The sequence below is a fragment of the Bacillus nitratireducens genome, assembly GCF_036320425.1.
Lineage (GTDB): Bacteria > Bacillota > Bacilli > Bacillales > Bacillaceae_G > Bacillus_A > Bacillus_A nitratireducens.
In genome coordinates this window covers 375309-392911 of record NZ_JAUMJO010000001.1, presented here as the reverse complement: position 1 = coordinate 392911, position 17603 = coordinate 375309, and the positions used below count along the sequence as shown (strand labels likewise).

The window sequence follows — 17603 nt, the reverse complement described above, 5'->3', positions numbered from 1 at the left end:
GTATCATTTAGAACAAAGATATGAGAGTAGGGATACAACATGTGGAAGAAATATGTATTAGTAATTTTAGCTGCTTTTTTAATGACAAGTTGGAGTGTAGCTTATTTAGCTAATGGTGTTATATCAGTCATTTTTTGGTGGATTATACAAGCTTTTAGCTTAGTATCAATCTTTATTTTGATAGGGTCAGCATTACTATTTGTGTGGAAAGGCATTTTCAGAAAGCGAATAGATAGAATACTACTCTTCATAGTTCTTTTCTCTATAATTGGAGCTTGGCCTTTAGGATGGTTTGCTAACATAGGGGGACTTGCTTATCCAGCAGATGTACATTCTATGAGCCCTAAAATAGTCGTTCGTTTTCCCTTAAATGAACGAGCATTAGTGGGCTGGGGCGGTGATCGATTAGAAACGAACTATCATGTTATAAAACCAAATGAACGATGGGCATATGATATTCTTATTCCGCCTGCTGAAGTGAAAAGTAGTAAGTTAGAGGATTATGGAATATATGGAGCGAAAGTAATGGCACCAGCTTCTGGAACAGTTGTATCAATCAATAACGATGAAAAAGATGTAGTTCCGGGATCGGATGATTTTGAGTCAATGGCGGGGAATCATATTTATTTACGACTAGATGAATCAGGGACATTTTTGATTCTTGCCCATTTAAAAAAAGGATCAATTAAAGTGAGGGAAGGCGAACATGTAAATGAAGGAGAGGTACTTGCCCAAGTCGGTAACTCAGGAAGTTCAAGTGAGCCCCATTTACATATTCATCATCAAAGGCAGGATCCATCTAAGGTGAGCATATTTCTTTCGGAAGGATTACCACTTTATTTTCGAACTGAAAAAGGTGCGATAATGCCAGAAAGAGGTACATACATAAGAGGTAATTAGAAGAGAATTACTTCGCTAAAAAAGGTATTCCAGTTTTATTGGAATACCTTTTTTCATTAACCTACAAATGTTTGATACAGTAAGAAAATATTTAAAATGATAACAAGTGCAGCAATGATCCAAGCGATAAAGGTTGTTATGCGGTGGTTAACGAGTGCACCCATAATTTTTTTACTGCTTGTAAACATAATAAGTGGTACTAATGCAAAGGCAATACCGAAAGATAAGACAACTTGACTCATAACGAGAGCGTAAGTTGGATTTACACCTAAAGCGATAATAACTAATGGTGGAATCATTGTAATAAAACGGCGTAAGTATAACGGAATATGCATTCGAATGAAACCTTGCATAATAATGTCACCTGACATTGTACCGACAGAAGAGCTAGATAGTCCTGCTGATAAGAGCCCAATTCCAAATAAAGCAGCTGATACAGGACCGACTAAAGTACTGAACTGGTTAAAAGCAACATCAAGATCTTCAACATGCAAGCCGTTTTTAAAGAATAGTGCAGCAGCAACAATTAACATACTCGCATTAATTGCTCCAGCGATAACCATTGCGATAATGATATCAATAAACTCGAAGCGGAAAATCTTTTTCTTTTGTTCATCATTTGTTCCGACTACGCGGCGCTGCGTTAAGGCCGAATGTAAATATATCGCGTGCGGCATTACTGTCGCACCTAAAATTCCAGCTGCTAAAAGGATGCTATCTACACCTTGGAATTTTGGAGTGAAAAGCCCTGAGAGTAGAGGACTTAATTCCGGTTTTGCGTAAAAGACTTGGATACCAAAAGCGATAACAACGATAAAAATCATCCCTGTAATGATAGCTTCTAATGGACGAAAGCCTCTGCGTTGAAATTCAAGAATAATAAATGACCCAACCGCTGTAATTAAAGCAGCTGGTAACATCGGAATTCCAAATAGTAAGTATAAGCCGAGTGCTGCTCCGATAAATTCAGCTAAATCTGTAGCCATAATAACGAGTTCCCCTTGTATCCATAAACCAATGGAAACTGGTTTGGGGAAGTTTTCGCGAGCTACTTCAGGAAGATTTCTCCCAGTAGCGATTCCTAATTTGGCTGATAAAGTTTGAATTAATACAGCCATTAAATTAGAAGCGAGTATTACCCAAAGTAATAAATACCCATATTGTGACCCAGCCGCGATATTTGTCGCGAAGTTCCCGGGATCAATATAAGCAACTGATGCGATAAAAGCAGGTCCTAAGAATGGTAACAGTCTTTTAAAGCCTTTTGTTTGTCCACTTAATGCTAAATGGGCTGATTGAACTGTTGTACTTTGAGAAGGGACTTGTTCATCTTTTGTTATATCTTTATTCATAGTAGTATTCCCCTTTGAAATCTTAACTTGATGAAATTATTGTATTTATTCTTACACATTATTTCAATACATTTAAATATATTATGTGGCAATTTCATTTGAACATAAAAGTTTCCTTAATGCAAATTATATGACTTCGTGCAAAGAATGGTGTGATGATGTGAAAAATGTTTTGGGAGTTTATGGATGCTGAATAAGGGGGAAGATAATAAATTATAGGGTTGTTTTTGAAATTTATGTGAACATAGAGCCTATATTACAGCATATTAATTGATGGAAATGAAATTGTATGATATATAATATATTGGGATTACAACATAACCATAGTGTTTTGTGATGTAATCTTGTTTTTATTTTTGTTAACTTATAGAAAAAATTGTAAATAGAAGAAAATAGGCTAAGTACAATTTAGTATGTATTTTCTTATTATATATGTTTTGATATGAACGTTAACTTATACATGATTTTAAAATTTAGATAGGTGGTAGAAATACATTGGCAACTACAAAACCATATAGAGTATTACTATATTACATGTACACAACAATTGAAAATCCAGAAGAATTTGCTGAACAGCATTTAGAATTTTGTAAATCACTTGAGTTAAAAGGAAGAATTCTTGTAGCAACAGAAGGAATTAATGGAACTTGTTCTGGTACTGTAGAGCAAACAGAGAAATACATGGAAGCAATGAACAATGATCCACGTTTTGACGGTATCGTATTTAAAATAGATGAAGAAGAGGGGCATGCATTCAAGAAAATGCACGTACGTCCTCGCCCAGAGTTAGTGACACTTCGTCTAGAAGACGACATTAATCCGAAAGAAATAACTGGGAATTATTTAGAACCAAAAGATTTTTATGAAGCAATGAAACAAGAAGATACAGTTATCATTGATGCACGAAATGATTATGAGTTTGATCTAGGTCACTTTAAAGGTGCGATTAAACCGGATATTGAATCATTCCGTGAATTGCCAGATTGGATTAGAGAAAACAAAGAAACACTTGAAGGTAAAAAGATTTTAACATACTGTACAGGCGGAATTCGTTGTGAGAAGTTTTCTGGTTGGTTAGTTCGTGAAGGTTACGAAGATGTAGGTCAGCTTCACGGTGGTATTGTAACGTACGGAAAAGACCCAGAAGTACAAGGTGAGCTTTGGGATGGACAATGTTACGTGTTCGATGAGCGTATCTCTGTACCAGTAAACCAAAAAGAACATGTTATCGTTGGTAAAGACCACTTTTCAGGTGAACCTTGTGAGCGCTATGTAAACTGTGCAAATCCAGAATGTAATAAGAAAATTTTATGTTCTGAAGAAAACGAAGCAAAACATTTACGTGCATGTTCTCATGAATGTCGTGTACACCCACGTAATCGTTATATCGTGCAACACGAATTAACAGAAGAGCAAGTAGCTGCTACATTAGAAAAAATCGAAGCAGGGAAGTAAGCATAATAGAAAACAGATGGTAGCATCGTGCTGCCATCTGTTTTTTAGTTATTTTGTACTATCCTTCTCTTTCACAGCAGAAAGTACAGTTTGTTTTACCCATGCTTTTCTTCTTTTATGTTGTAGACTCCATTGGTATAAACTTTGCGCACCTAAAATAAGTGAAATGACTATGCCACTGATTGCTATTAGAAGCGCGAAAAATTCAAGTGGCGACGATATTTTTTTTGAATCGGTGTTTCTTAAAAGATCAATCATAGTAAAACCTAACATTTGGCCTACTACAGAGTAGAGCGTTAAAATTAATAATAAAAGGCTATCTTTTTTAGAGGCGACGTTTTCTTGATATTTAAACAAACTATCAAGATTTTGTTTCGCATTCGCGTATAGAACCTCAATGTTAAATAGCCTTCTTAAGCGAAAAAAAATATCTTCACTCTGTGATTGGGATACTAGCTCTAAAGAAAAGTAATTCGCTGTAAACGAATTGATTGAATAAATTAATTTCTCTATTTCATTTGTATCTTGTTCAATATTTAACTCGGCATAAGCGTTTGCCATCTTTAATAAAACAACTTTATGAAATAAGTTTAATAATAAAGCGTAATAAAATTCCCCGTACATTTGACTAGCAAGTTTAGCGATTGCTTGTTCACCTTCATTTGTTATACATGTAAAAATGTGTTCTTCCATAACAAAGTAGCGATTAGGAGCCCATCTTTGATAAGAATGTTTTGTTAAATAATCTTGAATATAAGGAACATTATTTGCGCTAATATACGGCTTGCCAGCGTCTGTTAATCCGGAAAGACTGGAAGTTCGGTATACATCGATTATATGAAGGTCTGACTCCTTATTCACGGATAATAAAGTTTGTACATACATTCGTTGATCTTCAAAGAATGGGAATGTTTGAAAGTAAGAGCTCCGCAATCTCTTTTTCTCAAAGAAGTCTGTTAAGCCATGAAATAAATCGCCGAATATAAGCTTCTCTACTTGTGAATATTGTTTTCCATTACATTCAATACAAATAGTCTCAGTTGTGTCATTTTTAGTTTCAAGTACACGGAAGCGGGCAGCGAATTCAATTGCTTCTGATAATGTCATGTTTGGAGAGGTTTCTACTTCTGTCCGTATTGTTAAGAAGCCAAGCTCATAAGGGCAAAGTGTTACGTCAATAGAGTGTATTTTGAATGGAACGGAAATAAGATTTGTTGTTAAATGTCCAGTTAAGTTAAGGTCTTTAGAATAGCGCTGTAATCCTTTTTGATGCTCTGAGTGAGGAAATAGAATTTTATTTGTAAATGAAAGATAGTATGCTTCCATATTTTGATGTGAAACTTGAAACTTTCCGTAGTATGTATTTTCATTTTCAAGGTGATCGAGTCGAAAAGGGCGAAAATCATTTTTCTGTAAGAAAGGGAACATATTTTGTTCATATCCAGTTTTAAAAGAAAACGGGAATATAAATTGAAATACAGCTGTTGTTACATCTTTTTCTTCAATTGCTTGTATTGCCTCCATCTACATTGTTTCCTTTCCATGTATGCTATAGAAACAACATGCCCAAATTCATTTGAAAATAACCACTGTTTTATACTCTATTAAGAATGAAAATTCAGCTTATTTAATAGGGGACATGTATAATGTTATGTATACTAAAAGTTATAAAATTGTATTTTGAAAAGGGGGATGTTGTATGCGGATTTTAGTATTAGGAGCTGGTGGCGTTGGAGGCTTTTTTGGAGGTCGATTAGTAGAAAAGGGAGAAGATGTTACGTTTCTTGTTCGTAGTAAACGGAAAAAACAATTGGAGGAAAGAGGACTTGTAATCCGAAGTATTAACGGAGATTTTTCCTTCCAACCGAAATTAATAACGAAAGAAGATCGAACTTCTCCATTTGATGTCATTTTATTTTCAACAAAAGCGTATCACTTAAACGAGGCAATTCAAGATTTGAAGCCGTTTGTAGGTGAAAATACTGTAATAATCCCATTGTTAAATGGTATCGCTCATTTATCACTATTACAAAAGGAATTCGGTGAAGAGAAAGTAATTGGCGGTCTATGCTTTATCGAGACGACATTAAACGATCAGGGAGAAATTGTACAAACGAGTGCTGCCAACAGACTTGTATTTGGAGAAATTAAGTCTCAAGATTCAGAGAGAATCAATCATATTTCCAAAGCATTTGCAGGTACGAAATCTAGTTTTGTTTTAAGTGAAAATATTACGCAAGATATGTGGCATAAATATTTATTTATTACTGTAATGTCAGGTGTGACAACATTAATGCGTGCACCAATAGGACCGATTCGCGAAAGCGAAGGTGGACGCGATTTTATCCAAAACTTATTTGAAGAATCTGTGCAAATCATGAGGGCATTAGGAGCTCCGGTAAAGGAGAACATTGCCCAGGAACATATGAAAACAATTGATAAAATTTCGTATGATATGAAGTCATCGATGCAGCGTGATATGGAAAAAGGTTCGTCCATTGAAGCGAAGCACTTACAAGGATATTTACTGGATTTAGCAGAGCAATTTTCTATAGAAGCACCATTATTAGGAGCAGTATATCAAAATTTAAAAGTGTATGAAGAAATGGTCTTTAACAAATCGGCAATAGAATTGGATGTATGAAAAAATAAAAAAGAAAGCAATATATAAATGTATTGCTTTCTTTTTTATGACAAATTATTTATTTCTTTTAACTCTTTCTGTCAAGTTTATTTCTTGTTCGCGTTTCCCATACAACTGATTAATTTCATTTGCTAATGCATCTAAATAGGAATCGGAAAAAATAGGCTTCTTTTCTTTAGACATATAGGTCTCCTTTATCGATTTTTTAGTATTCATTATGTATATTTATCGGCGGATTATGCGCAATCATTTTAATTTTTTCTTTTTAAAAATTTTTGTTTACATTTTGAAAATAAAGGAGTATTATAATCCACAGTTTCAATTTTCTAAATCGCTGAAACCGCATGGTGCGGGGGACCCGTTCTTATGGATTAGTACTTAATCCAATGGGGTGAATCCTTGAAAAAGGTAGGGCTACTCAAAGGTCCAAATCCGACAGCTAACCTCGTAAGCGTTATATTGAGAAGGAAGGTGGAGCTTGTGCGACAAAAAATATAATGTCTACAAGTCTATTTCGTTATGGCTTGTAGACATTTTTTGTTTTCTGAAGAAATAGTTTATACGCTGTAACTAGCAGAAAAGTTCGTACAAAATTATTGGAGAGTGGACAGCAGTGGTTTCATCTATCAAAAGGTTTTTAATTGGAAGGCCGTTAAAATCAACTGAGTTAGGAGAGCAAAAGCTTAATAAAACGAAGGCGCTAGCCATTTTATCTTCTGACGCATTGTCATCAGTTGCATACGGACCAGAGCAAATATTAATTGCACTAGCAGGCCTTGGAGCGGTAGCTTATTGGTATTCTATTCCGATCGCTGTTGGGGTATTAGTATTATTGACAGCTCTTATTTTATCTTATCGACAAATTATTTTTGCTTATCCGCATGGCGGGGGGGCATACGTAGTATCAAAAGAAAATTTAGGGATGAATCCAGGATTAATAGCTGGAGGATCTTTATTAGTCGATTATATTTTAACTGTTGCAGTAAGTGTATCTGCAGGTACAGATGCGCTCACATCAGCTTTCCCTAGCTTACATGCACATAATGTAATCATTGCGATTATATTTGTTATATTGATTACTATTTTAAATTTAAGAGGGGTAACGGAATCAGCTTCTGTTTTAGCATATCCAGTTTATTTATTCGTTTTAGCACTATTTATATTAATTGGTGTAGGGATATACAATATTTTAACTGGTCACGTGTCACCGACTTTACACACGCCGATTGGAACACCAGTTGCAGGAATTAGTTTGTTCTTACTGTTACGAGCATTTGCTTCAGGAAGCTCTGCTTTAACGGGTGTTGAGGCGATATCTAACGCAATCCCAAACTTTAAAGATCCTGCACCTAACAATGCAGCGAAAACATTGCTTGCAATGGGTGCATTACTTGCAGTTTTATTTTCAGGAATTGTCTTTTTAGCTTATTATTACGGAATTAATCCAAGTAAGGAAGTAACAGTCGTTTCACAAATTGCTGAACAAACTTTTGGACGTAATTTCATGTACTATTTCATACAAGGTACAACAGCTTTAATATTAATTCTTGCTGCTAATACAGGTTATTCTGCATTTCCGCTATTAGCAGTTAACCTTGCGAAAGATAAGTTTATACCGAGAATGTTTACGATTAGAGGAGACCGCCTAGGTTACTCAAACGGTATTATTATACTTGGAATCGCTTCAATTATTTTAATTGTAGCTTTCCAAGGGCAAACAGAACATTTAATCCCGTTATATGCAGTAGGTGTATTTATTCCATTTACACTTTCTCAAACTGGGATGGTAATAAAATGGCTTCGTGAAAAACCTGAAGGATGGGCTTTGAGATTAACGGTCAATTTAATTGGTGCAGTCATTAGTTTTATCGTAATGAGTATGTTCTTTTTAACTAAATTCGCACAAGTTTGGTCGATCCTTATTTTCTTACCTGTCATTATCTTCTTGTTCCATCGAATTAAGAAGCATTATGATGCAGTGGGGGATCAATTAAGTTTAAAAACTTGTGAACCACTTGTTCCGATTGAAGGGAATGTAATTGTCGTTCCTGTAGCAGGTATGACTCATGTAGTAGAAAATTCACTGAACTATGCTAAAGCTCTTTCTGCAGATCAAGTTATCGCTGTGTATGTTGCTTTTGACAGAGAAGAGGAAAAGAAATTTGAAGAGAAATGGGAGAAGTGGCAACCTGAAGTAAGGCTTGTTACATTACATTCTCATTATAGAAGTATTATTCAGCCGCTAACAAAATTTATTGATACAGTACAATATAAGGCGAGTGAATCAAATTACCGAGTTACGGTCGTTATACCACAGTTTATTCCGAAAAAAGGTTGGCATAACATTCTTCATAATCAGTCTAGTTTACTCATTCGTGCGTATTTACTCTATAAAAGAAATGTTGTTATTACGACAGTTCCATATCATTTGAAAAAGTAATAAGACTTTTTAAGGATAGCTTCACGAAAGTGAAGCTATCCTTTTTGTGTATATGTTATGCATAATTGCATATAGGCCTTAAAGTTATATTGATATAATATAATCACTTATGAGTAAACAGTGTTTTTTGTTGTGATATATGGATATTTTAATGGAGAAAGTTAAGTGGATTTTATTTTGGAATAAAGACATGAGGCTTGAAAATAAAGGGAATTAAAATACTTCTTTACGGTAGATGAATAGCTGTGTTTAAATGACCTTACAGTACAAAACTTAAATAAAAATAAAACGGAATTTCATATTTACGTACGTTATTTATCTTAAAATGAATAATATTTTCATGTAATATATTCACTGTGTGAATGTGGAAATTACGATGAAACAGAAATTTTATACAATGTCATTCATACTAAGCGCATGTGAAAAGTTATGAAATATTTTATAACAATAAGTAAGTACTGTAGAAATAAAGTTTGAGAGAGGTGGTTCGTACATGACTCACGGTGAGAACGTTCTCTATTTTTAACCATCTCAAATCATTTGCAAGAAAATAGAATAATAAAATGCGATAGTAATAGTTGCTAATACATAGGAGGAGTTAAAGTGAAAAAGACTTTAATTACAGGGTTATTGGTTACAGCAGTATCTACGAGTTGCTTCATTCCTGTAAGCGCTTACGCTGAAGGAGGGCAATCAGAAGTGAAAGTATTAAACGTGCAAAATGCAATTGCCCCAAATACATTATCAAATTCAATTAGAATGTTAGGGTCACAGTCACCACTTATCCAAGCATACGGATTAGTTATTTTACAACAACCAGACATTAAGGTAAACGCTATGAGTAGTTTAACGAATCATCAAAAATTTGCAAAAGCGAATGTACGAGAGTGGATTGATGAATATAATCCGAAGCTAATCGACTTAAATCAAGAGATGATGAGATACAGCACTAGATTTAATAGCTATTATAGTAAGCTCTATGAACTAGCAGGAAAAGTAAATGAAGATGGACAGGCAAAAGCAGATTTTACAAACGCATATGGAAAATTACAATTGCAAGTCCAAAGCATTCAAGAGAGTATGGAGCAAGATTTATTAGAGTTAAATCGATTTAAAACGGTATTAGACAAAGATAGTAACAACTTATCAATTAAAGCTGATGAAGCAATAAAAACACTGCAAGGGTCAAGTGGAGATATTGTGAAATTAAGAGAAGACATAAAAAGAATTCAAGGGGAAATTCAAGCTGAACTAACTACTATTTTGAATAGACCACAAGAAATTATTAAAGGTTCTATTAATATCGGTAAACAAGTATTTACAATTACAAATCAAACTGCACAAACGAAAACAATTGATTTTGTTTCTATCGGTACTTTAAGTAATGAAATTGTAAATGCTGCAGATAGTCAAACGAGGGAAGCCGCTCTTCGTATTCAACAAAAGCAAAAAGAGTTATTACCACTTATTCAAAAGTTATCACAAACTGAATCAGAGGCAACTCAAATTACATTCGTTGAAGATCAAGTAAGTAGCTTTACAGAACTAATTGATCGCCAAATTTCAACTTTAGAGACGTTATTAACGGATTGGAAAGTTTTAAACAATAATATGATCCAAATTCAAACAAATATTGAAGAAGGCACGTATACAGACAGTAGTTTACTTCAAAAACATTTCAATCAACTTAAAAAAGTAAGTGATGAAATGAATAAGCAAACAAATCAATTTGAAGATTACGTTACAAACGTTGAAGTACATTAAACAGAAAAATAATTAGCGATATAGGGAGAGAAGAAAAATGACAAAAAAACCTTATAAAGTAATGGCTCTATCAGCACTTATGGCAGTATTTGCAGCAGGGAATATTATGCCAGCCCATACGTATGCAGCTGAAAGTACAGTGAAACAAGCTCCAGTTCATGCAGTAGCAAAAGCTTATAATGACTATGAAGAATACTCATTAGGACCAGAAGGCCTAAAAGATGCAATGGAAAGAACAGGTTCAAACGCTTTAGTAATGGATCTGTACGCTTTAACAATTATTAAACAAGGAAATGTTAACTTTGGTAATGTATCGACTGTTGATGCAGCTTTAAAAGGAAAAGTGATTCAGCACCAAGATACAGCTAGAGGAAATGCGAAACAGTGGCTAGATGTATTAAAGCCACAGCTTATTTCAACGAATCAAAATATTATTAATTACAATACGAAATTCCAAAACTATTATGATACTTTAGTTGCTGCGGTAGATGCGAAGGATAAAGCAACTCTTACGAAAGGTCTAACTAGATTATCAAGTAGTATTAATGAAAATAAAGCGCAAGTAGATCAGTTAGTAGAAGACTTGAAGAAATTCCGAAATAAAATGACGTCGGATACTCAAAACTTCAAGGGAGATGCAAATCAAATTACATCAATCTTAGCTAGTCAAGATGCTGGAATTCCGCTTCTGCAAAATCAAATTGCAACGTATAATGAAGCAATTAGTAAATATAATGCAATTATTATCGGTTCATCTGTTGCGACAGCTTTAGGCCCAATTGCAATTATCGGTGGTGCAGTAGTTATTGCTACTGGTGCAGGAACGCCGCTAGGAATCGCATTAATTGCAGGTGGTACAGCAGCTGTAGGTGGTGGAACAGCTGGAATCGTATTAGCGAAGAAAGAGCTTGATAATGCACAAGCAGAAATTCAAAAGATAACAGGACAAGTTACGACTGCTCAATTAGAAGTAGCAGGGTTAACGAACATTAAAACACAAACTGAGTATTTAACAAATACGATTGACACTGCAATTACAGCGTTGCAAAATATTTCAAATCAATGGTACACAATGGGATCAAAATACAATTCTTTACTTCAAAATGTAGATTCAATTAGTCCAAATGACCTTGTTTTCATAAAAGAAGATTTAAACATCGCGAAAGATAGCTGGAAGAACATTAAAGACTATGCAGAAAAGATTTATGCTGAAGACATTAAAGTAGTAGATACGAAAAAAGCATAATAGCAATTAAACTGTTGCAACATTATGTATAGATAATTGATTATCATAAAATAGAGAGCTCCTGTTCAGTAGTGAGCAGGAGTTCTTTTACCTCTAACGTTTCATATCCTCATAAAAAGAATAGGTGATAAGTATGCGTAATAATTTCTATAAAAAATGCCTTTTAACGATAATGATTGCTGGAGTGGCAACGAGTAATGTGCTTCCTTTACATCCTTTTGCAGCGGAACAAAACGTAAAAACATTGCAAGAAAATGCGAAAAATTATTCTCTCGGACCAGCAGGGTTCCAAGATGTAATGGCGCAAACGACATCGAGCATATTCGCAATGGATTCATATGCAAAATTAATTCAAAATCAGCAAGAGACTGATTTGAGTAAAATAAGTTCAATTAATAGTGAGTTTAAAGGAAATATGGTTCAGCACCAAAGAGATGCAAAAATTAATGCGGCGTATTGGTTAAATAATATGAAGCCTCAAATTATGAAGACGGATCAAAATATTATTAATTACAATAATACTTTTCAAACGTACTATAATAGCATGCTAGTAGCGATTGATCAAAAGGATAGCGGTAAATTAAAAGTGGATTTAGAAAAGTTGTATGCGGACATTTTAAAGAATCAAAATGAGGTAGATGTATTATTAGGGAATTTAAAAGCTTTTCGCGATAGAATGGCGAAAGATACAAATAGTTTTAAAGAGGATACAAATCAATTAACAGCGATTTTAGCAAGTACGAATGCAGGTATTCCAGCATTAGAGCAACAAATAAATACATATAATGATTCGATCAAAAAGAGTAATGATATGGTCATTGCTGGTGGCGTACTTTGCGTAGCATTAATAACATGTCTTGCTGGTGGACCGATGATTGCGATTGCGAAAAAAGATATCGCAAATGCAGAAAGAGAAATAGCCAATTTAAAAGATAGAATTTCAGGAGCACAAGCAGAAGTCGCAATTTTGACTGATGTGAAAAATAAAACAACAAACATGACAGAAACAATCGATGCAGCAATCACAGCACTGCAAAATATATCAAATCAATGGTATACGGTAGGGGCAAAATATAATAATTTACTACAAAACGTAAAAGGAATCAGCCCTGAAGAATTTACCTTTATAAAAGAAGATTTAAATACAGCGAAAGATAGCTGGAAAGATGTAAAGGATTATACAGAAAAATTACATGAAGGCGTGGCAAAGTAAACAGTGGACTAGTTCCGCTGTTTATTTTTTATTGCGTTTTTAGTGAGAGTTGAACTTGTAATTTGATATATAAGTTTTTCATGTGTATTATCAATGTGGCTCTGGGATAATGTTTAGTCAAATTGATACTAATAACTTTAATAAACTTCCGATCAAGCTTTTTATATTTAATGTTTTAACGAAAAAAGCTATACTGTAAGCAAAATTAAAAATTGGAAAGGAAATACTAGAACATGGAAAATTATTTATTATTTATCCTTACAGCAATGCTAATCATAATAATGCCTGGTCCTGGTTTTGCACTAGTTACAAAAAATACTATCTCGCATGGTAAAAATGGTGGGATAAAGACTGTTTTAGGAACGATATCTGGAATGATGATTCATACAATAATGGCTACGCTAGGACTCTCTGCCATCCTAATGAAATTCTCTATGTTATTTACATTTATAAAATATGCTGGAGCTTTTTATTTAATTTTCTTAGCTGTAAAGTCAATTAAAAGTGCCTTACATAAAAAAGAAGATATGTCAGGTTCAGTAGTAATGGACTCTAAGGATATTGGAGCAATTAAAAGTTTTAGACAAGGATTTACTACGGCAATTTTAAACCCAAAAACTGCTGTGTTTTTCCTTAGTTTTCTACCCCAATTTATTGTGAGTAATCAAAATCATTTCCTCCAATTTCTTTTATTAGGAGTCACATTTACGACTTTGACAGCAATATGGTATTTACTTTATATCTCACTCATACGTCAATTAAGAACTTTTTTAAGAAAAGAAAGAGTGAACCGTACAATAGAGGGTATTACGGGCGCAGTATTATTAGTATTTGGAGTTAGATTGTTTTTCCAAAAATAAATATGTATAGAAAGACAAAGAATGAATTAAATATAAATCGATTTAACTACTTCAAGATCATCTGTATCGAGTGTATGAAGCTAAAAAATAAAGTTTCATTGTAAAGACTAAGTGTAGTAGAAGTTTAGGTGGATAAAATTCGGTAGTCGAAATTTCTTGCATAAAGCTGTATAATGCTTGTAACGAAAGGGAAATACAGGAAAGGGTTTGTAATAAGTTACTATGGAAAAAGATAAACAACAATTAAGCGTTGAAGTTGCAAGATTATATTATCAATCAGATTATAGTCAGCAAGAAATTGCTAACAAATTAAATATCTCAAGACCGACGATCTCTAGATTATTAAAGTACGCAAAAGAAAAAGGGTTTGTTCAAATTAGTATAGCTGATCCATTTGCTGATTTAGATAATGTTGGGAATTTACTGAAAGAAAAGTACAACTTGTTAGAGGCACATGTTGTGTTTTCTCCAGTTCCAGAATATGCAACGATTACTGAGTATATTAGTAAATATGCAGCTGAGTACATGGGAAAGACAGTGAAAAATGGGGATATCGTTGGTGTAAGCTGGGGAATGACGATGTATGAAATCGCCAGAAAAATTGTACCACAACATGTAAAAGGCGTAGAGGTGGTCCAATTAAAAGGTGGCATTAGTCACTCAAGTGTAAATACATATGCGAATGAGACCATTGCTTTATTTGCAGATGCGTTTCAAACGACGCCAAGAAATCTACCCCTTCCGGTCATATTTGATAATGCAGTGACAAAAGAATTAGTGGAGCAAGATAGACATATTCATCACATTATCGAAATGGGAAAACAAGCGAATATTGCAGTTTTCACTGTTGGAACAGTGCGAGACGAAGCGCTATTATTCCGATTAGGATATTTCGATAAGGATGAAACGAACATTTTGAAAAAACAATCGGTCGGTGACATTTGTTCACGTTTCTTTGATGGAGACGGAAATATTAGTAGCGAAGAAATTAATAAGCGTACAATTGGAATTGAGTTAGAAGAATTAAAGTTGAAGAAACGTTCTATTTTAGTTGCGGGTGGTAATAGAAAAATAAAAGCAATTGATGGTGCGTTACGTGGTGGGTATGCAAATGTATTAATTATCGATCAGCATACAGCAAAAGAATTGTTACATTATAAAAAAGATTAGAAATAAAAGGCTTTCTCAAAATATTAATTTTGAGAAAGCCTTTTATTTTTAGTATGAATAAATCAAGGTGTAGTACCTTGTAAAGTATTTGTAAGGAACGCTCTTTGATTGATCTCCTTTTTCAAAAATTAGTGAGTTAGCCATAATATCTCTATCTACAAAAGTCCATCCATCTTGCTCCATCATATCGATAAAAGGTTCCATTTTTCCGCGCTTTACTAAGTAGGGGTATTGATTATCTATCGGTTCTACTTCCACCATTTCTTTGTCTTGAATAACCATCTTAGACATAGCTAAAGCAAATGGAATGGGGTTTCCTTCTTGGAAAATAACATCCCTTTTATAAAAAATAAATATGGATAGTGAAGTGCATACTAGCAATGTGAATATAAAGAATTTTGACTTAAACAAGTGGTTCACATCCTTTATTTACAAGCTTATACTACTTTCAATGTATTACAAGAAATTCCCTTCTAAAAAAGAATGAACAAAATTTCAAAAGTGTATTTACATTTGTTCAACTAAGAGTTAGAATGAAGTTGTTAAAAGATATGAGGAGTGAAGATAATGAATATTGCAAAGTTAATTGACCATACAATTTTAAAAGCTAATACTACAAAAGAAGATGTTATGAAAGTAATCGAAGAAGCAAAGGAATATAAATTCGCTTCTGTTTGTATTAATCCTACATGGGTAAAGCTAGCTGCTGAAGAATTAGCTGGACATGATGTAGACGTTTGTACTGTAATCGGTTTCCCATTAGGAGCAAGCACTACTGAAACAAAAGCTTTCGAAACAAAAGATGCTATCGCAAAAGGTGCAACTGAAGTTGATATGGTAATCAACGTAGGCGCTTTAAAAGATGGCGATAACGAGTTCGTTGAAAAAGATATTTATGAAGTAGTACAAGCAGCAAAAGGAAAAGCTCTTGTAAAAGTAATCATTGAAACTTGCCTATTAACAGATGAAGAGAAAGTACGCGCTTGTGAATTATCAGTAAAAGCTGGTGCTGACTTCGTAAAAACTTCAACTGGATTCTCAACTGGCGGAGCAACTGCTGAAGATATCGCATTAATGCGTAAAACAGTAGGACCAAACGTTGGTGTAAAAGCATCTGGTGGCGTTCGTACACGTGAAGATGCAGACAAAATGGTAGCTGCTGGAGCTTCTCGCGTTGGAGCAAGTGCTAGTGTTGCAATCGTATTAAATGATGCAAAAGGTGCTACAGATAACTACTAATCATTAAAGAGTGAAGAGCAATAGATACACGTTTAAAGTAAAGTGTATCTATTGCTTTAACAATTGAAAAGAATGTAAGCGGATACGAATGGGAGGAGACGGCTTATGAAATACTTAATCGGTGTTTTAGGCCTCGTATTGATTTTAGGTATCGCTTGGCTTGCTAGTAATGATAGAAAGAAAGTCAAATATCGCCCAATCATAACGATGGTTATATTACAATTCATTTTGGGATTTTTATTATTAAATACAAGTGTAGGGAATATATTAATTAGCGGAATAGCAGATGGTTTTGGAGAATTATTAAAATATGCCGCTGATGGTGTGAACTTCGTATTTGGTGGATTAGTAAATCAAAAAGAGTTTTCATTCTTTTTAAGTGTATTAATGCCAATCGTATTTATATCAGCTTTAATAGGTATTTTGCAACATATTAAAGTATTACCTATTATTGTGAAATCTATCGGTCTAGTATTAAGCAAAGTAAATGGAATGGGGAAACTAGAATCATATAACGCGGTAGCTTCTGCGATTTTAGGACAATCTGAAGTGTTTATTTCAGTTAAGAAACAACTAGGATTATTGCCAGAGAAAAGAATGTATACATTATGTGCATCTGCAATGTCTACCGTTTCTATGTCTATCGTTGGATCATATATGGTGTTATTAAAACCGCAATATGTTGTAACCGCTTTAGTGCTTAACTTATTCGGTGGTTTCATCATTGCTTCTATCATTAACCCGTACGAAGTTACTGAAGAAGAGGATATGTTAGAAGTACAAGAAGAAGAGAAAAAGACATTCTTTGAAGTATTAGGGGAATACATTATAGATGGATTTAAAGTTGCGATTACAGTGGCAGCTATGTTAATTGGTTTCGTTGCTCTTATCGCATTCATTAATGCAGTATTTAAAGGTGTAATCGGTATCTCATTCCAAGAAATTCTTGGCTATGTATTTGCACCATTTGCATTTATTATGGGTGTACCTTGGCATGAAGCAGTTAATGCCGGAAATATTATGGCAACAAAATTAGTATCAAATGAATTCGTCGCTATGACAGATTTAGCAAAAGGAAACTTTAATTTCTCAGATAGAACGACAGCGATTATATCTGTATTCTTAGTTTCATTTGCAAACTTCTCTTCAATTGGAATTATTGCTGGAGCAGTTAAGAGCTTAAATGAAAAACAAGGGAATGTAGTCGCAAGATTCGGTTTGAAATTACTTTTCGGTGCAACATTAGTAAGTTTCTTATCAGCAACAATCGTAGGCTTATTATTTTAATAGATTCATATCATATAAAAAGGAATGGTGATT

15 protein-coding genes and 1 riboswitch are annotated in these 17603 nt (G+C 34.0%); of the genes, 11 read left to right on the top strand and 4 right to left on the bottom strand.

The genetic code is table 11. The annotated features are described in order from the left end of the window. Positions 1 to 39 precede the first annotated feature (39 nt). Positions 40 to 900, top strand: coding sequence for a M23 family metallopeptidase (locus Q3V31_RS02070; RefSeq protein WP_097871856.1), 861 nt, complete (start codon positions 40 to 42; stop codon positions 898 to 900). 56 nt (positions 901 to 956) lie between these two features. Here the strand turns inward: Q3V31_RS02070 and Q3V31_RS02065 are convergent, their stop codons facing one another. After that, entirely contained in the window at positions 957 to 2252 is a 1296-nt protein-coding gene (locus Q3V31_RS02065) for an Nramp family divalent metal transporter (protein ID WP_001030685.1), read from the bottom strand. A 495-nt stretch (positions 2253 to 2747) separates the two neighbouring features. Here Q3V31_RS02065 and trhO point away from each other — a divergent pair, with 495 nt between their 5' ends. Further along, on the top strand, positions 2748 to 3707 hold the full coding sequence (trhO, locus tag Q3V31_RS02060) for an oxygen-dependent tRNA uridine(34) hydroxylase TrhO (RefSeq protein ID WP_000246242.1): 960 nt from the start codon (positions 2748 to 2750) through the stop codon (positions 3705 to 3707). A gap of 48 nt (positions 3708 to 3755) precedes the next feature. Here the strand turns inward: trhO and Q3V31_RS02055 are convergent, their stop codons facing one another. Continuing rightward, positions 3756 to 5231, bottom strand: coding sequence for a hypothetical protein (locus tag Q3V31_RS02055; protein ID WP_329761891.1), 1476 nt, complete (start codon positions 5229 to 5231; stop codon positions 3756 to 3758). Positions 5232 to 5406: 175 nt separating this feature from the next. Here Q3V31_RS02055 and panE point away from each other — a divergent pair, with 175 nt between their 5' ends. Then, positions 5407 to 6351, top strand: a complete 945-nt coding sequence (gene panE, locus Q3V31_RS02050; protein WP_329761890.1) for a 2-dehydropantoate 2-reductase — start codon at positions 5407 to 5409, stop codon at positions 6349 to 6351. Between the two features lie 54 nt (positions 6352 to 6405). On the opposite strand, the gene Q3V31_RS02045 is transcribed toward panE, so the two are convergent. Continuing rightward, positions 6406 to 6534, bottom strand: coding sequence for a hypothetical protein (locus tag Q3V31_RS02045; protein WP_000031870.1), 129 nt, complete (start codon positions 6532 to 6534; stop codon positions 6406 to 6408). A gap of 139 nt (positions 6535 to 6673) precedes the next feature. Next, positions 6674 to 6820: riboswitch (cyclic di-AMP (ydaO/yuaA leader) on the top strand. Positions 6821 to 6964: 144 nt separating this feature from the next. Between Q3V31_RS02045 and Q3V31_RS02040 the strand changes: the two genes are divergently transcribed. The 6 genes from Q3V31_RS02040 (at position 6965) to Q3V31_RS02015 (ending at position 15044) form a co-directional block, all read left to right on the top strand. Then, on the top strand, positions 6965 to 8791 hold the full coding sequence (locus Q3V31_RS02040; protein WP_329761889.1) for an APC family permease: 1827 nt from the start codon (positions 6965 to 6967) through the stop codon (positions 8789 to 8791). A 603-nt stretch (positions 8792 to 9394) separates the two neighbouring features. Next, on the top strand, positions 9395 to 10555 hold the full coding sequence (gene nheA / locus Q3V31_RS02035) for a non-hemolytic enterotoxin NHE subunit A (protein WP_000751815.1): 1161 nt from the start codon (positions 9395 to 9397) through the stop codon (positions 10553 to 10555). Positions 10556 to 10592: 37 nt separating this feature from the next. Continuing rightward, positions 10593 to 11801, top strand: a complete 1209-nt coding sequence (gene nheB / locus Q3V31_RS02030; RefSeq protein WP_000162972.1) for a non-hemolytic enterotoxin NHE subunit B — start codon at positions 10593 to 10595, stop codon at positions 11799 to 11801. A 133-nt stretch (positions 11802 to 11934) separates the two neighbouring features. Next, on the top strand, positions 11935 to 13014 hold the full coding sequence (nheC, locus tag Q3V31_RS02025; protein WP_090813134.1) for a non-hemolytic enterotoxin subunit C: 1080 nt from the start codon (positions 11935 to 11937) through the stop codon (positions 13012 to 13014). Positions 13015 to 13247: 233 nt separating this feature from the next. Further along, positions 13248 to 13874 carry a LysE family translocator gene (locus tag Q3V31_RS02020; RefSeq protein WP_329761888.1) on the top strand — a complete coding sequence of 209 codons (627 nt, stop codon included), beginning with the start codon at positions 13248 to 13250 and terminating at the stop codon, positions 13872 to 13874. A gap of 222 nt (positions 13875 to 14096) precedes the next feature. Next, positions 14097 to 15044 carry a DNA-binding transcriptional repressor DeoR gene (locus tag Q3V31_RS02015; RefSeq protein WP_090813136.1) on the top strand — a complete coding sequence of 316 codons (948 nt, stop codon included), beginning with the start codon at positions 14097 to 14099 and terminating at the stop codon, positions 15042 to 15044. 48 nt (positions 15045 to 15092) lie between these two features. On the opposite strand, the gene Q3V31_RS02010 is transcribed toward Q3V31_RS02015, so the two are convergent. Continuing rightward, on the bottom strand, positions 15093 to 15455 hold the full coding sequence (locus tag Q3V31_RS02010) for a hypothetical protein (protein ID WP_000477042.1): 363 nt from the start codon (positions 15453 to 15455) through the stop codon (positions 15093 to 15095). Positions 15456 to 15611: 156 nt separating this feature from the next. On the opposite strand from Q3V31_RS02010, the gene deoC reads away from it, so the two are divergent. Next, the gene (gene deoC, locus Q3V31_RS02005) at positions 15612 to 16283 is read left to right on the top strand and encodes a deoxyribose-phosphate aldolase (RefSeq protein ID WP_001017444.1); all 672 of its coding nucleotides are present in this window, start codon (positions 15612 to 15614) and stop codon (positions 16281 to 16283) included. Between the two features lie 105 nt (positions 16284 to 16388). After that, positions 16389 to 17570, top strand: coding sequence for a NupC/NupG family nucleoside CNT transporter (locus Q3V31_RS02000; RefSeq protein ID WP_000876193.1), 1182 nt, complete (start codon positions 16389 to 16391; stop codon positions 17568 to 17570). Positions 17571 to 17603 lie beyond the last annotated feature (33 nt).